20 protein-coding genes are annotated in these 19,464 nt (G+C 68.8%); 4 read left to right on the plus strand and 16 right to left on the minus strand.

Annotated elements, in window-relative coordinates; all coding sequences use genetic code 11:
- The first annotated feature begins 5 nt into the window (after positions 1 to 5).
- Positions 6 to 602, plus strand: coding sequence for a hypothetical protein (locus PQB87_RS16150; RefSeq protein WP_489242376.1), 597 nt, complete (start codon positions 6 to 8; stop codon positions 600 to 602).
- Between the two features lie 17 nt (positions 603 to 619).
- Here PQB87_RS16150 and PQB87_RS16155 read toward each other — a convergent pair whose 3' ends face one another.
- The 6 genes from PQB87_RS16155 to PQB87_RS16180 all read right to left on the minus strand — a co-directional run bounded on the left by PQB87_RS16155 (position 620) and on the right by PQB87_RS16180 (position 5,843).
- A complete protein-coding gene (locus PQB87_RS16155; RefSeq protein ID WP_059687442.1) occupies positions 620 to 1,585 on the minus strand; it encodes an ABC transporter permease subunit in 966 nt (321 codons plus the stop codon).
- On the minus strand, positions 1,585 to 2,382 hold the full coding sequence (locus PQB87_RS16160) for a taurine ABC transporter ATP-binding protein (RefSeq protein ID WP_489242377.1): 798 nt from the start codon (positions 2,380 to 2,382) through the stop codon (positions 1,585 to 1,587). The genes PQB87_RS16155 and PQB87_RS16160 overlap by 1 nt, the downstream gene beginning before the upstream one ends.
- 38 nt (positions 2,383 to 2,420) lie before the next feature.
- Positions 2,421 to 3,437: a taurine ABC transporter substrate-binding protein gene (gene tauA, locus PQB87_RS16165; RefSeq protein ID WP_321966558.1), complete on the minus strand. Its 1,017-nt coding sequence runs from the start codon at positions 3,435 to 3,437 to the stop codon at positions 2,421 to 2,423.
- Between the two features lie 251 nt (positions 3,438 to 3,688).
- Positions 3,689 to 4,681, minus strand: a complete 993-nt coding sequence (gene lipA / locus PQB87_RS16170; RefSeq protein ID WP_011886137.1) for a lipoyl synthase — start codon at positions 4,679 to 4,681, stop codon at positions 3,689 to 3,691.
- Positions 4,674 to 5,432 carry a lipoyl(octanoyl) transferase LipB gene (gene lipB, locus PQB87_RS16175; RefSeq protein WP_021157036.1) on the minus strand — a complete coding sequence of 253 codons (759 nt, stop codon included), beginning with the start codon at positions 5,430 to 5,432 and terminating at the stop codon, positions 4,674 to 4,676. Before lipB ends, lipA begins: the two co-directional genes overlap by 8 nt.
- Before the next feature lie 84 nt (positions 5,433 to 5,516).
- Positions 5,517 to 5,843: a DUF2917 domain-containing protein gene (locus tag PQB87_RS16180; RefSeq protein ID WP_021157035.1), complete on the minus strand. Its 327-nt coding sequence runs from the start codon at positions 5,841 to 5,843 to the stop codon at positions 5,517 to 5,519.
- 102 nt (positions 5,844 to 5,945) lie between these two features.
- On the opposite strand from PQB87_RS16180, the gene PQB87_RS16185 reads away from it, so the two are divergent.
- Positions 5,946 to 6,932, plus strand: coding sequence for a transcriptional regulator GcvA (locus PQB87_RS16185; protein WP_059687444.1), 987 nt, complete (start codon positions 5,946 to 5,948; stop codon positions 6,930 to 6,932).
- Here PQB87_RS16185 and PQB87_RS16190 read toward each other — a convergent pair.
- The 10 genes from PQB87_RS16190 to PQB87_RS16235 all read right to left on the minus strand — a co-directional run bounded on the left by PQB87_RS16190 (position 6,916) and on the right by PQB87_RS16235 (position 16,107).
- On the minus strand, positions 6,916 to 7,224 hold the full coding sequence (locus PQB87_RS16190; RefSeq protein WP_011353335.1) for an HP0495 family protein: 309 nt from the start codon (positions 7,222 to 7,224) through the stop codon (positions 6,916 to 6,918). The two genes, PQB87_RS16185 and PQB87_RS16190, sit on opposite strands and share 17 nt — an antisense overlap.
- Positions 7,224 to 8,150, minus strand: a complete 927-nt coding sequence (locus tag PQB87_RS16195; protein ID WP_027789029.1) for a D-amino acid aminotransferase — start codon at positions 8,148 to 8,150, stop codon at positions 7,224 to 7,226. Before PQB87_RS16195 ends, PQB87_RS16190 begins: the two co-directional genes overlap by 1 nt.
- 48 nt (positions 8,151 to 8,198) lie before the next feature.
- Positions 8,199 to 9,509 carry a D-alanyl-D-alanine carboxypeptidase family protein gene (locus PQB87_RS16200; protein ID WP_021157031.1) on the minus strand — a complete coding sequence of 437 codons (1,311 nt, stop codon included), beginning with the start codon at positions 9,507 to 9,509 and terminating at the stop codon, positions 8,199 to 8,201.
- 488 nt (positions 9,510 to 9,997) lie between these two features.
- A complete protein-coding gene (locus PQB87_RS16205; protein ID WP_027789027.1) occupies positions 9,998 to 10,642 on the minus strand; it encodes an alpha/beta hydrolase in 645 nt (214 codons plus the stop codon).
- Between the two features lie 13 nt (positions 10,643 to 10,655).
- A complete protein-coding gene (locus tag PQB87_RS16210; protein ID WP_011694422.1) occupies positions 10,656 to 10,973 on the minus strand; it encodes a (2Fe-2S) ferredoxin domain-containing protein in 318 nt (105 codons plus the stop codon).
- Positions 10,974 to 11,290: 317 nt separating this feature from the next.
- Positions 11,291 to 12,442, minus strand: a complete 1,152-nt coding sequence (locus PQB87_RS16215; RefSeq protein ID WP_153488883.1) for a VanZ family protein — start codon at positions 12,440 to 12,442, stop codon at positions 11,291 to 11,293.
- A gap of 19 nt (positions 12,443 to 12,461) precedes the next feature.
- The gene (locus tag PQB87_RS16220) at positions 12,462 to 13,085 is read right to left on the minus strand and encodes an ABC-type transport auxiliary lipoprotein family protein (protein ID WP_059687455.1); all 624 of its coding nucleotides are present in this window, start codon (positions 13,083 to 13,085) and stop codon (positions 12,462 to 12,464) included.
- 38 nt (positions 13,086 to 13,123) lie between these two features.
- On the minus strand, positions 13,124 to 14,053 hold the full coding sequence (locus PQB87_RS16225; RefSeq protein ID WP_059687446.1) for an MlaD family protein: 930 nt from the start codon (positions 14,051 to 14,053) through the stop codon (positions 13,124 to 13,126).
- A gap of 18 nt (positions 14,054 to 14,071) precedes the next feature.
- Positions 14,072 to 14,986, minus strand: coding sequence for an ABC transporter ATP-binding protein (locus PQB87_RS16230; RefSeq protein ID WP_021164214.1), 915 nt, complete (start codon positions 14,984 to 14,986; stop codon positions 14,072 to 14,074).
- The gene (locus tag PQB87_RS16235; RefSeq protein ID WP_027789023.1) at positions 14,983 to 16,107 is read right to left on the minus strand and encodes an MlaE family ABC transporter permease; all 1,125 of its coding nucleotides are present in this window, start codon (positions 16,105 to 16,107) and stop codon (positions 14,983 to 14,985) included. Before PQB87_RS16235 ends, PQB87_RS16230 begins: the two co-directional genes overlap by 4 nt.
- A gap of 315 nt (positions 16,108 to 16,422) precedes the next feature.
- Between PQB87_RS16235 and PQB87_RS16240 the strand changes: the two genes are divergently transcribed.
- Together PQB87_RS16240 and PQB87_RS16245 are read left to right on the plus strand one after the other, a co-directional pair.
- Positions 16,423 to 18,492 carry a bifunctional 2',3'-cyclic-nucleotide 2'-phosphodiesterase/3'-nucleotidase gene (locus tag PQB87_RS16240; RefSeq protein WP_489242378.1) on the plus strand — a complete coding sequence of 690 codons (2,070 nt, stop codon included), beginning with the start codon at positions 16,423 to 16,425 and terminating at the stop codon, positions 18,490 to 18,492.
- An 8-nt stretch (positions 18,493 to 18,500) separates the two neighbouring features.
- Positions 18,501 to 19,346, plus strand: coding sequence for a tetratricopeptide repeat protein (locus PQB87_RS16245; protein WP_060062961.1), 846 nt, complete (start codon positions 18,501 to 18,503; stop codon positions 19,344 to 19,346).
- The last annotated feature ends 118 nt before the right edge of the window (positions 19,347 to 19,464 follow it).

Here is a 19,464-nt window from a genome sequence, read left to right on the forward strand (position 1 = left end):
GTGCGATGAGCGACAACTTCACCTATCTGGTCGATCCGGTGGTTTCGCTCGCTGAAGCGCCCGCCGAGGCACAGCGCATGATCGCGTGGCTGCAGGCGCGCGGAATCGTCGGCGCGGCGACGCGCGTCGGCGACCTGTACCGCGACTGGGGCACGACCTGGGGGCTCAAGGAGAGCGATCTGACGGCCATCGACCGAACCGGTTACCCACCCGGCCCGCTTTATGCGAACGCCTGCGACGCGCGCGCAAATTTGCCGCCGTCCATCCCGAACTGGCTGGAGGTCGCCGTGGAACGCCGCATCTTCGATGCAGGCGGGAACGGCCTCGAGATTTTCTGCCCGGGGTGCAACGCGGAGCAGACCGCGCTCGGCGCCGCATGGGGTGAGGCATTTTCCGACTGGTTCGAGGGTGACGATGCGGCTCCGCTCGTATGCGGCGCGTGCGGCCATCGGCAACCCGTCACGCAATGGCGCTACGATCCGCCGTGGGCCTTCGGCCATCTCGGCTTCAATTTCCAGAACTGGCTGCTGAGCGATGCGTTCATCGCCGAATTCACCGCCGCGTACGGCCGGCCGCTGACGGTCGTGCACCAGCACATCTGAGCGCCCTGCGCGCTGCGTCAACCGCGCCCCTTCCACGGCACCACCCGCCGCTCGACCCACCGCATCGCGAGGTCGAACAGCCACGCGATCGCGCCGATGATGAGGATGCCCATCACGACGATATCGGTGCGCAGGAAGCTCGATGCGTTGAGCACCATCTGCCCGAGCCCGGCCGTCGCGGCAACCATCTCGGCCGCGACGAGCGTCGTCCAGCCGAAGCCGATCGCGATCCGCAGCCCGGTGAGGATCTCCGGCAGCGCGGCCGGCAGCACCACGTGCCGCACGATCTGCGCGAAACTGCCGCCGAGCGAATACGCGGCGTTGATCTGCTCGACCGTCGCCGCGCGCACGCCGGCGCGCGCGGCCATCGCGATCGGCGCGAAGCACGCGAGGAAGATCACGACGAGCTTCGCCGTTTCGTCGATGCCGAACCAGATCACGACGAGCGGCAGGTACGCGAGCGGCGGCAGCGGCCGGTAGAACTCCAGCAGCGGATCGAGCACGCCGCGCGCGATGCGGCTCACGCCCATCAGGATGCCGGCCGGCACGCCGATCGCGGTCGCGAGCAGGAACGCGCCGAACACGCGCGCGGCGCTCCACAACAAATGCTCGGACAAGGGCAGGCCGCCCTGGATGCGGCCGTGCCATGCGTCGACGAATGCCGTCCACACGGCTTCCGGCGCGGGCAGGAACAGCGGCGGCAGCCACTGGCGATGGGTGGCGACCCACCACAGCAGTGCCAGTGCCGCGACCGTCGCCGCGCTCAGCCCGGCTGTCTTCCCCTGCCCCGGCAACCGGTAGCGATGCGATGCGCGAGCCGGACGCGCCGCGTGACGCCGTTGCGTCGCGCGTTGATCCTGCCCGGGCTCCGCGGCCGTGCGATCGGCCGCCCAAGAATCCTGCGTGCTCATGCTGTCCTGCCTGTGCAAGGTGCTGATCCGACCGCGTCCGACCGACGCGCCCTGTCGCGCGAGTTCGTGCATCACGCCGCCGCCTCGGCGGCCTCGTCGCGATGCAGGTACGCGATCAGCCGTTCGCGCCATGCGATGAAATCCGGTGACGACTTCACCGCGCGCGCATCGCGCGATTCGACGTAGCGGCGCGCGAACGGCAGTTCGAAGGTTTCCGCGATCCGGCCGGGGCCGGGCGTCATCACGACGAGACGCGTCGCGAGAAACAGCGCCTCCTCGACATCGTGCGTAATGAAGAACACCGTCTTGCCGGTGCGTGCCCATACGTCGAGCACGAGCGCCTGCATCGTGCCGCGCGTCATCGCGTCGAGCGCGCCCATCGGCTCGTCCATCAGCAGCACGCGCGGGTCGCTCGCGAGCGCGCGCGCGATGCCGACGCGCTGCTGCATCCCGCCCGACAGCTCGTACACGCGCGCATGCGCATGCCTGTCGAGCCCGACGAGCGCGAGCATCTCCCGCGCCCGCGCTTCGCGTTCGGCCTTCGACACGCGTGCGAAGCGCAACCCGAGCGCGACGTTGTCGAGCACGTCGAGCCACTGCAGCAGCGCGTATTTCTGGAACACGACACCGCGATCGGCGCCGGGGCCCGTGACCGGCACGCCGTCGACGCGCACGTCGCCCGTCGTCGGCGCGACGAAGCCGGCCATGCAGTTCAGCAACGTCGTCTTGCCGCAGCCGGACGCGCCGAGTGCGACGACGAATTCACCGGCCTCGATGCGCAGGTCGACGTGCGCGAGCGCCTGCGTCGTCGGCCGGCCGCGTTCGCCCGGATAGTCGACCGATACCTGACGGACTTCCAGCGTGCTCATGTTCAGGACTCCGCGACGAGTAGCTTGTGCGACCGCACTCAGCGCGCGGCCTTCTGCACGAACTGCGGATCGACGCCGGCCGAGTAGTCGGCGAGCACCGTCTGGATCGTGCCCTGCGATTTGAGGAACGTGGCCGTGGCCGCGAGCGATTTCGCGGCGCCCGACTGCGCACCGCCGCCAAGCCACGTCGGCGACGCCTGCTCGGCCGGCGTCGGGAACGCGTAGAGCGCGAGGCTGGCCGGTACGTCCTGCGCGTTCGCGCCCGACACCTTCGCGACCGCCGCGACCTGCGGCGAGCCGACCTTCCACGCGGCAGCGTGCGCGCGATAGTCGGCATCGGCGGCCGCGAGCACCTTCACGAAGCGCGTGACGAACTCGGGGTTCTCGCGCGCGAACTTGCGGCTCACGACGAAGCCGTCGAAGGTCGCCTTGCCGCTTTCCTTCGCAACCTGGCCCGACGTCGTGAGCACGGTGCCCGACTGCTTGACCTTCGCGAGCACCGGATCCCAGATGTAGGTCGCGTCGATGTCGCCGCGCGCCCACGCAGCCGCGACTTCGGGCGGACGCAGGTTGACGATCTTCACGTCGTTCGGATTGACGCCCGCGGCCTGCAGCGCGACGAGCGTATGGAAATGCGACGTCGACACGAACGGCACGCCGATCTTCTTGCCCTTCAGCGCGGCGACGTTGGTGACGCCCGAGCCGTTGCGCGCGACGAGCGCCTCGGCGTCGTTGATGTTGTCGAGCACCCAGAACAGCGAGATGTCGAGCCCCTGCGACAGCCCGGCCGCGATCGGGCTCGAGCCGGCTTCGCCGAGCTGCACGGAGCCCGATGCGAGCGCGCGGATCACGTCGGCGCCGCTGTCGAGCTTGCGGAACGTGACCTTGTAGCCGGTCGCCTTTTCGACTTCACCGCTCGCCTGCGCATAGCGCCACGGCACGACCATGTCCTGGTACGCGATCACGACTTCGCGCGATTCGGCGTGCGCCGCGCCCAGCGCGGCAAAGGCGGTCAGCGCGACGACGGCGCGGCGGATGAAGCTGAAACGGGACATGCGGCTCTCCTTCGAATGCGGGCATTGCTGCGGGAGAGCCGACTATAGGAGTTTTGCGCACGGCGGGAGCGAACTTATCCTGCGAAGCTATCGATGCCGTTTCAGCTTTGCTTTCCATGCTCGACCGGATTGCGTGTCCGGTCGGGTGACGATTGCCGTGCGAATGCGCGGGCGGCGGCCGCACCAACGAAAAAGCCCGCATCGCTGCGGGCTTTTTTCGGGTTCGCCTGAGGACGACGAAGCAAGGGGGCTCAGACCACCCCTGCCCCATGCGCCTGGAGATCGGCGTGATAGCTCGACCGCACCATCGCGCCGACGGCCGCGTGCGTGAAGCCCATCTTGTACGCCTCTTCCTCGTACATCTTGAACGTATCGGGATGCACGTACGCGCGCACCGGCAGGTGGTGCTCGGACGGCTGCAGGTACTGGCCGATCGTCAGCATGTCGACGTCGTGCGCGCGCAGGTCGCGCATCACCTGCAGGATTTCCTCTTCGGTCTCGCCGAGGCCGACCATCAGGCCCGACTTCGTCGCGACGTCCGGATGCAGCGCCTTGAAGTCCTTCAGGAGCTTCAGCGAGTGCGCGTAGTCCGAACCCGGGCGCGCTTCCTTGTACAGGCGCGGCACCGTTTCGAGGTTGTGGTTCATCACGTCCGGCGGCGCGGCGTTCAGGATCGAGATCGCGCGGTCGAGACGGCCGCGGAAGTCCGGCGTCAGGATCTCGATGCGCGTGTCCGGCGACTGCGCGCGCGTTTCGCGGATGCACTCGACGAAGTGGGCGGCGCCGCCGTCGCGCAGGTCGTCGCGGTCGACGCTCGTGATCACCACGTACTTGAGCTTCAGCGCCGCGATCGTGCGCGCGAGGTTCTTCGGTTCATCCGCGTCGAGCGGATCGGGACGGCCGTGGCCGACGTCGCAGAACGGGCAGCGGCGCGTGCACTTGTCGCCCATGATCATGAACGTCGCGGTGCCCTTGCCGAAGCATTCGCCGATGTTCGGGCAGCTCGCTTCCTCGCACACCGTATGCAGGTTGTGCTCGCGCAGGATCGTCTTGATCTCGTTGAAGCGCGAGCTGCCGGTGGCCGCCTTCACGCGGATCCACTCGGGCTTCTTCAGCTTTTCGATCGGAATGACCTTGATCGGGATGCGCGCCGTCTTCGCCTGCGCCTTCTGCTTGGCGGTCGGATCGTAGGCAGGGGTCGCGGCCGGATCGGCCGGTGCGGGGGAAGCGGTAACGTCAGTCATTCGAATGTTGTTCCAGTGCCTGCGGCTTGTCGGCGGCCGCGGATGCGCCGTCGAGGTTGGCGATCAGACGGCGCACCAGCGTATGGGCGACGTCGTTCCAGTCGGCGGCAACCTCGAGGCTCGCCATGTCGACAGTTTCCAGTCCGGCATAGCCGCACGGGTTGATCGCAAGAAACGGGCGCAGATCCATCTTCACGTTCAGGCTCAGCCCGTGATAGCTGCAGCCGTTGCGGATCTTCAGGCCGAGGGCCGCGATTTTCGCGCCCTCGTGCACGCCGGATGCCACGTAGATCCCGGGCGCGCCCGCCTTGCGGACCGAAGCGAGATTATACGCCGCGAGGGTTTCGATCACGGCCTCCTCGATCTTCGTCACGAGCGTGCGCACCATCAGCTTGCGCCGACGCAGGTCCAGCAGCAGGTAGGCGACGATCTGGCCGGGGCCGTGATAGGTGATCTGCCCGCCGCGGTCGACCTTCACGAGCGGCACGCCGCTGTCGGCCACCAGCAGGTGGGCCGGGTCGCCGGCCTGGCCGAGCGTGTAGACGGGCGGATGCTCGACCAGCCAGATCTCGTCGCCGGTATCGGCCGTGCGCGTGTCGGTGAACGCGCGCATCGCGTCGAAGCTCGTTTCGTAAGTCTCGACGCCCCGCCACCGCACGGTGACCGGCGGGGCCGGCTGATCCGGGGACCCGGCGGGCGATGCGGAAACGGCGACAGGCGTGGACACGATGGAAACCGGCGAAACGGACATGGGCGGTAGTTTACCGAAAACCCGTCGGTCTCGCCGGCCTCGGAGGGGGGACGGATCGCCGGTATCCGTCGGAGGAAATGATGGTCAGACGGTGCGCCATCCGTCGTGGAGCAGCGCGCTCACGCGTTCGCGCAGCCGTGCCAGCCCGCCGAGCGCGACTTCGCGGGGCGGCCGCGACACCGAGAACGCCACGCGCGCGCCCTCCCGGCCTTCCGCGCTGAGCCACAGCCGCTCGCCGCGGCGCAGCTTCAGCGTCTCGCCGTCGACCAGGAAGTAATCGTCGACGTCGTTGCTGCGCGTCGCCCACACCGGCCCGCACTGCACCACCAGCCGCGTGCTGCGCTGTACCTTCAACGGCACGGTTTCGCCCACCGGGATTTCGAACGTGATGCTTGAAGAAATTTCTTGCATGATCGACTCCGCCAATAAGTGCTTCGATGGCTACAATCGTAGTCACTTCAAGGCGTCCGACAAAACGACCAATTTTCACGTCGATGTGAGGAAAATTAGCAAATGGACCTCCGCCAGCTGCCTGCGCTGAACGCGATTCGCGCGTTCGAAGCCGCCGCCCGTCACGAGAATTTCTCGCGCGCCGCCGACGAGCTGTACGTCACGCACGGCGCGGTCAGCCACCAGGTGCGCGCGCTCGAGGAGGAGCTCGGCGTGCAGCTGTTCACGCGCAACGGCAAGCGGCTGTGCCTGACCGACGCCGGCATGCGCTACGCGCAGCAGATCCGCACCGCGCTGATGGTCATCGCCGACGCGACGCGCGACGTGCGCGCGAGCGACCGCGACCGGCGGCTCGTGGTGTCGATGCTGTCGTCGTTCGCCGCGCGCTTCATCACGCCGCGCATCGGCTCGTTCATCGAACGGCATCCGGAAATCGACGTCGAGCTGCAGTCGACCAACTCGCTCACCGATTTCGCGCGCGACGACGTCGATCTCGCGATCCGCTTCGGCCACGGCAGTTATCCGGGGCTGCATGTCGAGCCGCTGTTCGACGAAGTGTTCTTTCCGGCATGCGCGCCGACGCTGAACGGCGGCAAGCTGCCGCAAACGCCCGCCGATCTCGTGCACTACAACCTGCTGCGCTCGGACGACGAGCTGTGGCGGCCGTGGTTCGACGCGGCCGGACTCAAGACGCTGACCGAGCCGAAACGGGGGATTCTGTACCAGGATTCGTCGAACCTGCTGCTGGCCGCGATCGACGGCCAGGGCATCGCGCTCGTGCGCCGCTCGCTCGCGGTGCACGACCTGCTCGACGGGCGCATCGTGCGCCTGTTCGACATCGACGGGCCGAGCCCGTGGCACTATTTTTTCGTGTGTCCGCCGCCGCTGCTGAACGCGCCGCGCGTGCAGGCATTCAGGACCTGGCTGCTCGAGGAAGTCGCCGAATACCAGCGGCTGTGCGACGAGCTGGACGCGCGGCGCGCGGCGGGGAAGACCCCCGCCGAGTGCGCGCAGGAAGGAGGATGGAAGGCGCTTAAAGTACGACCTTGACCATCGGATGGCCGGTCAGTGCGCGGTAGATGTTGTCGAGCTGTTCCTGGCTGGTCGCCCGCACGGTGATCGTGAGGCCCGTGTAATTGCCACCGCTCGACGCACGCTCCTCGATCTTCTCGACGTCGATCTCGTTGTCGTGAACGGCCACGACCTTGAAGATCGTGTCCTTGAACTCGGGGTGCGCCTTGCCCATGATCTTGATCGGGAAATCGCACGGAAACTCCAGCAGCGACTCCTTCCGGGTATCGATCGCGCCGGTCACCTCGATGGTTTTGGTCGGTTCGCTCATCATTTTCTCCGGGTTAGGTCAAACTGTTCAAACTCGCGTGCCTTCGCACGCTGGTACGCGTCATACAACGCCGCGAATACGGGGCCCGGCTTGCCGCCGTGGACGGGCAGATCGTCGAGCGACGTGACGGGCAGCACTTCCTTCGTGGCCGACGTGATCATGATCTCGTCGGCCGCGCGCAATTCCACTTCGCTGATCTCGCGCGCGACGAACGGGATCTTGCATTCGTCGGCCAGCTCCTCGATCAGCGCGTAGCGGATCCCTTCGAGGATCTTGTTGCTGCGCGGCGGCGCGAGCAGCTCGCCGTTCTTCACGATCCACACGTTCGACGACGAACCTTCCGTCAGGTTGCCGTCGCGCAGCTGCAGCGTCTCGAACGCATCGCGTTCGGCCGCATGCTGCGCCATCAGCACGTTGCCGAGCAGCGAGATCGACTTGATGTCGCAATGCAGCCAGCGGCGGTCCTCGGCCGTCACGCAGCGCACGCCCTGCGCGCGTTCGTCGGCGGACGGCAGGCGCAGCGGGCTCGTCATCACGAACACCGTCGGCACCGCGTTCGCCGGGAACGCGTGGCCGCGCTTCGCGACGCCGCGCGTCACCTGCAGGTAGACGAGCGCGTTGCCGTCGCCGAGCCCTTCGGCATTCGCCGCGACGACGCGCTCGATCAGCGCGCGCCAGCCCGCGTCGTCGTGCGGGCTCGCGATGCCGATCTTCTTCAGGCTGCGCTCGAGCCGCGCCAGATGCTGCTCGATCCGGAACGGCACGTGCGCGCCGTCGTGTGCATAAACGGGGACAACTTCATACACGCCGTCGCCGAAGATGAACCCGCGGTCGAGCACCGGTACACGGGCTTCCGACAGCGGCACCATTTCCTCCTGCGACGACACGCTGAGGTAGACGATCGGTTCGAATTCGGCTTGGCTCATGGCTATGACAGATGGGGATGAAGTCGTGAAAACAAAGGCCCGTCGTGCTTACTTCTTCTTGCTGAACATCAGCAGGATCGAGTCCCAGATACGCCCGAAGATACCCGCTTCCGGCACGGCCTGCAGTGCGACGACCGGGAATTCGGACAGCGTCTTGCCGTCGGCGACGATCTTCACGGTGCCGACCTGCTGGCCTGCCGCGAGCGGCGCGATCAGCGGCGCGTTGACGTCGACTTCCGTCTTGACCTTGTCGCCGAGGCCGCGCGGCACGGTCGCCCACTGGTCGCCCTTCACGCCCACCTGCACGGTGTTTTCCTTGCCCTTGTAGATGCGCGGCGTCGACATCGCCTGGCCGCCCTTGAACAGGCGCACCGAATCGAACGCGCTGTAGCCGTAGTTCAGCATCTTCATGCTGTCCTGCGTGCGCTCGCTTTCCTTCTGCTCGCCCATCATCACCGACACCAGGCGGCGCTGGCCGTCCACGCCCGGGATCGCGCGCTTCGCCGACGCGATCAGGCAGTAGCCGGCCGCCTGCGTATGGCCCGTCTTCAGGCCGTCGACCGTCGGATCCAGCCACAGCAGGCGGTTGCGGTTGCCCTGGCGGATGTTGTTGTACTTGAATTCCTTCTCCGAGAAGATGCTGTAGTACTGCGGAAAATCGCGGATCAGGTGCGCGGACAGCTTCGCGAGGTCGCCGGCCGTCGTGTAGTGGTTCGGGTCGGGCATGCCGTTCACGTCGGCGAAGTGCGTGCCCTTCATGCCGAGGCGCGCCGCCTCGTCGTTCATCATCGTGACGAACTGCCCTTCGCTGCCGCCGACCAGTTCGGCCAGCGCGATCGCGGCGTCGTTGCCCGACTGGATGATCATCCCGTACACGAGGTCGTGCACCGACACCGGCTTGTTCGCCTCGATGAACATGCGCGACTCGTCGCGGCCGACGCGGCGCACGGCTTCGCTCGGCGTGACGATCTGCTCCATCGAGATCTTCTTCTTGTCGAGCGCCTCGAACACGAGGTACGCCGTCATCAGCTTCGTCAGCGATGCGGGCTCGACGCGTTCATCGGCATTGCCCGACGCGAGCACCGTGTTGCTGGTCGCATCGACGAGCACCCACGAGCGCGCATTCACGCCCGGCGGCGGCACCGCGCCCGGCATGTAGGTCGCGGGCGCGCCGGTGAACTGCTCGGCGGCCGGCGCCGCATGCGCGGCCTTGGCCTTGGCGGCCGGCTTGGCCTCGGCGACGACGATCGTCGACGCGAGCGCGACAGGCAGCATCACGCCGAGCGCGACGTTGCGCGCGGCGGTGCCGAAGGCGATGGAGGAAGCGAGGGACTTGAGGCCTTGGGAAGACAGACGCATGATCGATTCAGGCTGATGGCAGAAAGTGCGGTGCGAAACGCGCAGGGTTGAACGGCAAGGCGGCGGGCGTTTCGGGCACTCGCCCGAAATCGTCGGGCGACGCGAAACGCGCCGGTTGGACTCGTGCGGACGCGTTCGGTTCGCGGCCGTCGCAAGCGGGCGGACAGGCGGCGAAACGAGCGCCGCATGGGCCCAGCCGGGCCGCGGGCGACGCGGAATCCGGCCATTATACGTGGCCGCGCAGCGCGTTTTCGCGAACCTGGCGCCGGACCGCCGTCCATCTTCATCGGGCGCGGGGTGCCGGCAAGCTGCGCGTCATCGCACGCGAAGGTGTGCGAAAGGTGTGCGCAAGCGAAGGAGAAGTCGGGTCGCGCCGCACGCCGCGGCGCGATGTCGCGAGAAGGGAAACGCGCGTCCGGCGCCGGCCGGAGCACGTGCATGCAACACCGCGCGGGTCGCCGGCGTCGCGCCGGCCTCCCGCGTGCCGGCTAGCGCCAGGCGTCGACGATGATGCGTTTGAGCACGTGCAGCTTGCGATGCAGGAAATGCTCGGCGCCGGGGATCACGACGACCGGCAGTTCCTGCGGCCGCGCCCAGTCGTACACCGACGCGATCGGCACCGTGTCGTCGGTTTCGCCGTGGATCACGAGCGTGTTCTCGGGCACGTCGGCCACCTGCCAGCGGCTCGCTGCCGTGCCGACGAACACCATCCGTTCGATCGTCCCGCCCGCGTCGCGCAGCCGCTTCGCGACGTGCGACAGCACGAAGGTGCCGAACGAGAAGCCCGCAAGCACGAGCGGCAGGTCCGCATACGCGGGCTGCGCGCGCATGTGCGCGAGTACCGCGAGCAGGTCGTCGGCCTCGCCGGTGCCGTTGTCGTGCACGCCCTCGGTCGCGCCGACGCCGCGGAAGTTCGACCGGAACACGACGTAGTTCAACTGCACGAGCGTGCGCGCGAGCGTTTGTGCGACCTTGTTGTCCATCGTGCCGCCGAACAGCGGATGCGGGTGCGCGACGAGCGCGATGCCGCGCGGCGCGGCGCCGCCTTCGCGCACGGCATCGGGGAGGTCGACCGCGATTTCGATCTGCCCGACCGGGCCCGCGATCAGCGACTTCTGCGTATGAACGTTCATTCGGCAGGCCCGCTCAGATCTTCAGGCGGTCGACGACCTTGCCGTCGCGCAGGTGCGATTCGACGATCTCGTCGATGTCGGCCTGGTCGACGTACGTGTACCACGTGCCTTCCGGATACACGACCATCACCGGCCCTTCCTCGCAGCGGTCGAGGCAGCCGGCCTTGTTGATGCGAACCTTGCCGGGCCCCGCGAGGCCGAGCTCCTTCACGCGCTTTTTCGCGTATTCCTGCATGGTCTGCGCGTCGCATTGCGCGCAGCTCGGGCGTTCGGCGCCCGGTTCGCGCTGGTTCAGGCAGAAGAAAACGTGGTGCTGGTAGTAGGAATCCATGGTGGTGGCGAGCTGCCCGGCGCAAGGCCGTGCGGAAAGAGGAGCGGTTGCCGCTGCGCGGGGCAACGGGCGTGTAGTGTTCGGTGCCCGGCGGCGCTTGTGTGCCAGCGGATTCGTGCTCGTGGCGACGCGCAAACCGCAGCGATGCCTGGTGGCATCGCGAGGATTTGCAACGCGGCCACGGGTGCGAAGGCGCCGCACACAAGTGCCGATTGGTGCCGAACACTGCACTCGTGCGGACGATTATAACGAGGGGCGCACGCCGCTGCCCGCGGTACCGCCGCGGCCATCGCGGCGTAACCGCCGCAGCCTTCGCGTCAGCGGCGCAGCACGGCCGGCAGCCATGCGTGCTCGACGCGCTGGCCGAGCCAGATCAGCGCCGCGTAGGGCCAGATCCACGCGAGCCAGCGTGCGAGGCTGTTGAAGTGCACGTAGCGGCCCTGCCGCCAGCCCGACAGCGTGAAGTCGAAGAACGGGTTGACGGGCAGCAGGTTCACGAGCGCCACGCCGGCCAGCAGCGCGAGCGCCGCCAGCGTCGCGCGCCACGTCGCCGGCACGTGCAGCGCGACGAGCGCGGCCGCGAAGCCGAGCTCGATCCCGAGCCGCGCGCCGGGCGTCGCCCACACGACGACGAGGCCGGTGGCCGACTGCATGAAGGTCGCGGCCGCCTTCAGCACGAGCGTCGCGGTGACGAGCGCGATCAGCAGCCGGATGCGCGGTGCGCGCGGCCGCATCGCGAGCGACGCGATCGCCAGCGCGGCGAACAGCATCAGCCCGCCGAGCGCGGCCTCCCACGCGGAGTCGGACAGCCAGCCGTCGACGCGCTCGGGCCATTCGCCCACGCGCCACGCGGCCGGCAGCCACGCGAGCAGCGTGTCCTGCATCGACGCGTCGGCACGCTCCCACAGCGCGGCCGGCCAGTCGCCGATGCCGAACAGGAACGGCGACGGGAACAGGATCGCGAACGGCCACAGCCCGGCGAGCAGCAGCGGCGTCGCACCGTCGTCCTCGAACCACGCGAAGCGCAGCCGGCGCAGCGCGCCGCGATCGAGCAGCGCACCGGTGGCCGGCGCGACGAGCGCCGCCCCCAGCAGCGCGCCGAGCGCGTTGGCCGCGAGATCGAGATTCGACGCGACGCGCGTCGGCAGGTAGGTTTGCAGCGCTTCCATCGCGCCCGACAGCAGCACGCCGAGCCCGGCCGCGATCAGCGTCGCGGCCACGCCGCGCCAGCGCGGGTGCAGCGCGAGCACGCCGAGCGCGCCGAACGGCAGGTAGCCGAGCACGTTCGTGACGACGTCGAATGCGGTCACGTAGCGCTGCATCGGCGCGAACAGGTAGTCGAACGGCCCGATGCCGAGCGACACCCAGCCTGCGAACGGATACAGCGACGCGTAGACGATGAGTGCCGCGTAAGCGGCAAAGGCCTGCCGCGCGAGCGGCGATGCGCGAGGCGTGCCGGTCGCGCTCATCGCGGCTGCGCGGCACGCGTCACGGCGTGCCCGCGTACGCCTGGATGCCGACCCATGCGGCGATCTGCGACACGAGCTCGTTGCTCGCCGCCGCGAGCGCACGGGCGCCGCCCGCCGCGTCGGGCGTGCTCGACGGCGCGCGCGCGACGAACGTGCGCTGGCCGAGCACCTTGCCGTCCAGCGTCAGCGTCGCGCGCGCGGTGACGGCGCCGTAGCTCTGCGACTGGCCGTCGAACACCTGCTCGAATTCGTTCAGGTCGACCTTGAGGGTCGGCGCGCGCACGCCGTCGGCCCCTTCGAGCACCGTGCCGCGCGACGACAGCGCGCCGCGCAGCCGCTGCGTGAGCAGTTGTGCGGGCGGTGCCGTCCAGCGGCTGTCGCGATAGACGGCCACGTGCTGCGCGTCCACGTATGCGAGGCGGTACGCGAATTTGTCGGAGTCGAGCGCGTCGGGCACGACGACGTCGAGCACCTTCAGCGCGGGGGCCGTGCCCGCGGTCACGACCTGCGTGGCCGGCCCGAGGTCGTAGCGGACATTCGACAGCGCCGCGCTGTTGCCGGCGCAGCCGGCCGCGAGCGTCAGCGTCAGCACGGCAAGCGCGGCCGCGGCCGGACGCAGCGCGCGGTCAAGGATTCGTGGCATGGCGTGTTCCTGCATGATGTTTCCGGTTTCGATGGGTGTCACTGCCCGGCCGTCGCGCCCGGCCAGACGAAGCCCGGCTCGCCGGGCCCCGGCGCCGCGCCGGGCGAACCGAACAACAGACTGCGCGGGTTGCGGCCAAGTTCACCGGCCACGTCCTTCAATTGCCGCGACGCATCGCCGACGCTGCCGGCCAGCGCGTTGAAGCGCGGCAGCGTGTCGTACTGCACGCGCGCGTTGAGATCGTTCAGCGCGACGCCGACCTGCTCGGCGGCCGTGCCGGCCTTGTTCAGGTTCGACACGAGCGGCCCGTTCGGCTGCAGCAGCGTGTTCGCCGACGCCATCGCGCGGTTCACCTCGTGCATCGTTTCCGGCAGCGCAGTGACCGCCGGGCCGAGCTGCTTCGTCAGCGTGGCGGCACCGTCGGCCGCGTGCTGCAGGCTTTCGGCGGTCGCGCGCAACTGCTCGCGCATCTCGGGCGACATCAGCGCATTCGCGCTCTTCGCGGCCAGTTCGAGCTGCCGCAGCAGCACGTCGCCGCGCTCCTGGATCTGGTCGAACAGGCTCGGCCGCATCGGGATCTGCGCGATCGCCTTCGGCGACGACGGCAGCGGCGCCAGGTCGCGGCCCGTGTCCTCGAGCTGCACGAACGCGATCCCCGTCACGCCCTGGAAGCCGAGGCTGCCGTAGGTCGACTGCGTGATCGGCGCGTCGTGGTCGACGAGGATCCGGATCCGGATCTGCCCCGGGTGCGCGCGGTCGAAGCCGATCGACTGCACCTTGCCGACGTCGAGGCCGCGAAAGCGCACGGCCGCGTCCGGGAACAGCCCCGTCACGTTGGTGCGCGCGAGCAGGTCGTACGGCACGCGCACGGTGCGGTCGACGTTGAACCAGAACACGGTGCCCGCGATCGCGAGCGTCAGCGCGATCGTGAACAGGCCGGCCCAGAACGCATGTGATTTGTTTTCCATTCGCGGATTCCTTCGTTCCTACAGCTCGACGCTCGACAGCGCCGGTTCGAGGGCCGCCTTCGGCAGCTTCGCGCGCCGCTCGGGCGGCAGCGCCTGCAATGCGCGGCGCCCGCGCAGCCCCAGGAAATATTCGTGGATGAACGGATGGTCGACGTTCGCGGCCTCCTCCACCGGCGCGGCGACCAGCACCTTGCGGTCGGCCAGCACCGCGACGCGCGTCGACAGCGCGACCATCGTGTCGAGATCGTGCGTCACCATCACGACGGTCAGCCCGAGCGTGCGGTGGAGCGTCGCGATCAGCTCGACGAATTCGTCCGACGCCTGCGGATCGAGGCCGGCCGTCGGCTCGTCGAGGAACAGCAGCTCGGGCTCGAGCGCGATCGCGCGCGCGATGCCGACCCGCTTGACCATCCCGCCCGACAGCGCGGCCGGCATCTTCGACGCGTGCTTGCACGGCAGCCCGACCATCTCGAGCTTGAGCATCACGATGTCGTGCAGCAGGTCCGGCGGCACGCGGCCGAGCTCGCGCAGCGGCTGCGCGACGTTGTCGAACACCGTCATCGACGAGAACAGCGCGCCCTGCTGGAACAGCATCCCGGAGCGCGTGCGCATCATCCGCGCGCTCGCGTCGTCGATCGTCGCCGTGTCCTCGCCGAACACCTTGATCGTGCCGGACGTCGGCCGCTCGAGGCCGAGGATCTGCCGCACGAGCGTGGTCTTGCCGGAGCCCGAGCCGCCGACGATCGACACGATCTCGCCGCGCCGCACGTCGAAGTCGAGCTTCTGGTGGATGATGTTGCGCCCGTAGCGCTTGGTCAGGTTGCGCACCTCGATCACGAGATCGCCGGGAGCGGCCGCCGCGGCCGGCCGCTCGCCGACCGACCCGGCACCGATGGCCGCGGCGTGCGCGGTCGTTTCGTTCGATGCGTTCATCCGAGCCCCACGTTCTGGAACAGGATCGCGAACACCGCGTCGGCAAGGATCACGACCGTGATCGACGTCACGACCGACGTGGTCGTGCCTTCGCCGAGACTCTGCGAGTTCGCCTTGATCCGGAAGCCGAAATGGCAGGCGACCAGCGCGATCAGCATGCCGAACACGACGCCCTTGCCGACCCCGATGTACAGGTTCGCGATCGGCACGACGCCCGGCAGCGAGCGCACGAAATAGTTGACGTCGATCCCGAGCACGAGCTTCGCGGCGAGCGCGCCGCCCGTCAGCGCGATGATGTTGGTCCACATCACGAGCAGCGGCATCGCGACGCCGAGCGCGAGCACGCGCGGCAGGATCAGCCGCAGCCCGTGCGGGATGCCCATCACGCGCATCGCGTCGAGCTCCTCGGTCACGCGCATCACGCCGATCTGCGCGGTGATCGCCGAGCCGGAGCGGCCCGCGACGAGAATGGCCGACAGCACCGGGCCGAGCTCGCGGATCACCGACAGCCCGAGGATGTTCACGATGTAGCGGTTCGCGCCGAACATCTGCAGCTGCTGCGCGGACAGGTAGCTGAGCACGATGCCGATCAGGAACGCGACGAGCGCGGTGATCGGCAGCGCCTGGGCGCCCGCGCTGTAGATGTTCGCGGAGGTCTCCTTCCACGGCATCGTCTGCGGACGGCGCAACACCGACAGCGCATCGAGGATCACGAGGCCGAACAGCGCGATGCCGCCCTGCAGGTGCTCGCCGAACCGGAAGATCGCCTGGCCGAGCCGCGTGACGGGATCGACGCGCACGACGCGCTCGGGCGCCTCGCGCTCGCTGTCGAGCCGCTCGATGCGCTCGAAGATCGTGCGCTGCGTGGCACTCAGTGCGACGCCGTCCGGCAGCTTGCGGCCCCACACGCGCCACAGCGCCTGGCCGCCGACGTGGTCGAGCCGCTCGATGCCGGACAGATCCCATTCGCTCACGCGCCCGGACGCGATGCTCGCGACACGGCGCGCCACCGCGCCGCGATTGCGTGCAAGCGAGAGTGCGGTCCACTGGCCGGTCAGGCGCACCGTCTGGCCCTGGCCGCCGGCGTCGACCGACAGGCCGGGAGGAGTCTCGAAGTCCAAGGGCAGGTTGTTTGCAAAAAGGTGACAGCGGCCATTGTAGCGAACCGCCCGTCGCCGCGACGTGAGGATTTCCGTGCGGGCGGCAAGCTCGGGGCGCGCAGCCGGGGAGCCTGGCCGGGGGCGGCCGGGCGCCCGCCCCGGCGTGCGCGAGGAAGCCGCCGCCCGTTGCCCGATGCCGACGTCACCACCTTTCATTCTTCCGTCACGTTTCCTTTCGATACTCTCTCGCGCCGCACATCAGGCCGTCGGCGCCCCGCGCCGCCAATCGTTGCGCACCTCGCGTTTCATAAAACAGAACACCGAACAGGACAACCGATGCGTCTCCCCCTGCTTTCCCGCCGTCGCGTGCCGGCCATCGCCGCGCTCGCCAGCCTCGCCTTCATCCTCGCCGCCTGCGGCGGCGACGACGTCACCTCGCCGCCGGCGACGCCGCCGGCAGCCCAGGCGCCCGTCGGCACGACGGCCACGCTCGCCCTGCTCGAGACGACCGACCTGCACACCAACGTGCTGTCGTACGACTATTTCAAGCTCGCCGCCGACAATTCGCTCGGCTTCGAACGCGTGTCGACGCTGATCGCGCAGGCGCGCAAGCAGTACCCGAACACGCTGCTGCTCGACAACGGCGACACGATCCAGGGCACCGCGCTGTCCGACTACCAGGCGCTCGTGAAGCCGGTCGGCTGCGACCAGACGCTCGCCATCTACAAGGTGATGAACGCCGCGAAATTCGACGGCGGCGGGATCGGCAACCACGAATTCAACTACGGGCTGCCGTACCTGTCGCAGGTGACCGGCAACACGTTCGAGGTCGACGGCCTGCCGGCGCCGGCCCAGCAGAAGAAATGCGCGGGCCCGAACTTCCCGCAGGTGCTCGCGAACGTGATCAGCGCGAAGACCAACGCGCCGCTGTTCACGCCGTACACGATCCTGACCCGCACCGTGACCGCGACCACGCCGGACGGCAAGACGGTCAGCGCGCCCGTGAAGATCGGCATCATCGGCTTCACGCCGCCCGCGATCATGAACTGGGACAAGCGCTGGCTCGACGGCAAGGTCTACACGACCGGCCTGAAGGAAGCGGCCGAAAAATACATTCCGGAGATGCGCGCGAAGGGCGCCGATCTCGTCGTCGCGATCTCGCACGGCGGCCTCGACAATTCCGCGTATTCGCCGACGATGGAGAACGGCAGCTGGTGGCTGTCGAAGGTGACCGGCATCGACGCGATGCTGATCGGCCACTCGCACCAGGTGTTCCCGGACGCGAACAGCACCGTGTCGCAGTTCAACCTGCCGGGCGTCGACAAGGTCAAGGGCACCGTCAACGGCGTGCCGACCGTGATGGCCAACTACTGGGGCAAGCACCTCGGCGTGATCAAGCTCGGCCTGAAGTTCGACGGCAAGACGTGGAGCGTCGACAAGTCGCAGACGACCGTCGAGGCGCGGCCGATCCAGAACGCCGACAAGAGCTACGTGGCGGCCGATCCGTCGGTTTCCGCCGCGATCGCCGCCGAGCACCAGGCGACGATCGACTATGTGAAGACGCCGATCGGCTCGACCGACTACCGGATGAACTCGTACTTCGCCGATGTCGGCGATCCGGGTGCGATCCAGATCGTCAACGAGGCGCAGGCCGACTACGTGAAGACCTACGTGCAGGCGAACCTGCCGCAATACGCGTCGCTGCCGGTGCTGTCGGTCAGCGCGCCGTTCAAGAGCGGCTTCGGCGGCGGCACCGACTACACCGACGTCGCACCGGGCGCGCTCGCGATCAACAACGCGGCCGACCTGTACCTGTATCCGAACACCGTGTATGCGGTGAAGGTCAGCGGCGCCGACGTGAAGAACTGGCTCGAAACCGCTGCGAAGCGCTTCAACCGGATCGACCCGACCAAGGCGACCGTGCAGCCGCTCGTCAGCACCTTCCCCGGCTACAACTTCGACATGTTCACGTCGGCCGATCTCGCGTATGAAATCGACGTCACGCAGCCGGTCGGCAGCCGGATCAGGAACCTGACGTACAAGGGCGCGCCGATCGACCCGAACGCGCAGCTCATCGTCGCGACCAACAACTACCGCGCGAGCGGCGGCGGCAACTTCCCGGGCCTCGACGGCAGCAAGACGATCTTCGCGTCGCCCGATGCGAACCGCGACGTGCTGATCGCGTTCATCAAGAAGCGCGGCGCGATCACGCGCACGGCGGACGGCGCGCAGCGCAGCTGGCGCTTCACGAAGCTCGCGAGCTCGGTCGCGCACGTGCAGTTCGCGTCCGCGCCGAACCGCCTCGGCGACGCGGCGGCGGCCGGCCTGACCGGCATCACGCAGGTCGCGGCCGACGACGGCTCGGGCAAGAACCTCGCCACCTACGAGATCGACCTCACGCAATGAGACACGCGATGCAACCGATCCGGACGATGCGGCCGGCCGAATCCGGCCTCGCCGCTGCCGCGCGGCGCGTGCTGCGCGCGAAACTTCCGCCGGCCGCGCTGCTCGCGGCGGCGGCCGTGACCGTCGCGGCCGTCGTCGCGGCGACCGGCCTGCGCGGCGCCGGCTCCACGCCGAGCGCCGCGCAGCTCGACGAGTGGCAGGCAATGGTCACGCAGGCCACCGAGCCGCACGCGCTCGCGCAGTTGCGCACGCTCGCGCGCCGCGGCTCGGGCGACGCGCAGGCGGCGCTCGGCATCGCGCTCGTCGACGCGCGCGAACCGGGGCTGCGCGACGAGGGGCGCGGCTGGCTGGAAACGGCCGCGACGGCGGACGGCAAGGCCGACGCGCCGGCCGCCCGGCGGGCGCAGCTCGCGCTCGGCAAGGCGTTGCTGCTCGGCAGCAGCGACATGCCGAAGGACTATGCACGCGCCCGCACGCTGCTCGGCGAAGCGGCCGCGCAGGGCGACCCGGCCGCCGCGTATTACCTCGGGCTGATCTATCGCAGCGGCTACGGGATCGCCGCCGATCCCGTGCAGGCCGCGCACTGGTTCGAGGTCGCGTCGCGCGCGGACATCCCGGCCGCGGACTTCATGCTCGCGAACGCGTACCGCGACGGCAGCGGCGTGCCGCGCGACGACGCACGCGCGCTCGCGCTGTATCGCCGGGCCGCCGAGCACGAGTTGCCGGAAGCCGTGCAGACGCTCGCGATGGCCTATCGCAACGGCGAGCTCGGGCTCAAGCCCGACGCGGACGAATTCCACGCGCAGTGGATCGAGACCGCGCATGCGCTGAAGCATCCGGTCGTCGCGCCGTAACGCGAACCCGCATCGCATCGGCTGCCTGACGCGCAAGCCCCGACGCCCCGCGCATCGATCATCCGGCAACGGAATCGATCGCGGCGCGCGGGTGCGGGCGCGAGCCTGTTGCATTGCC

This window comes from Burkholderia sp. KL41 (assembly GCF_057005415.2).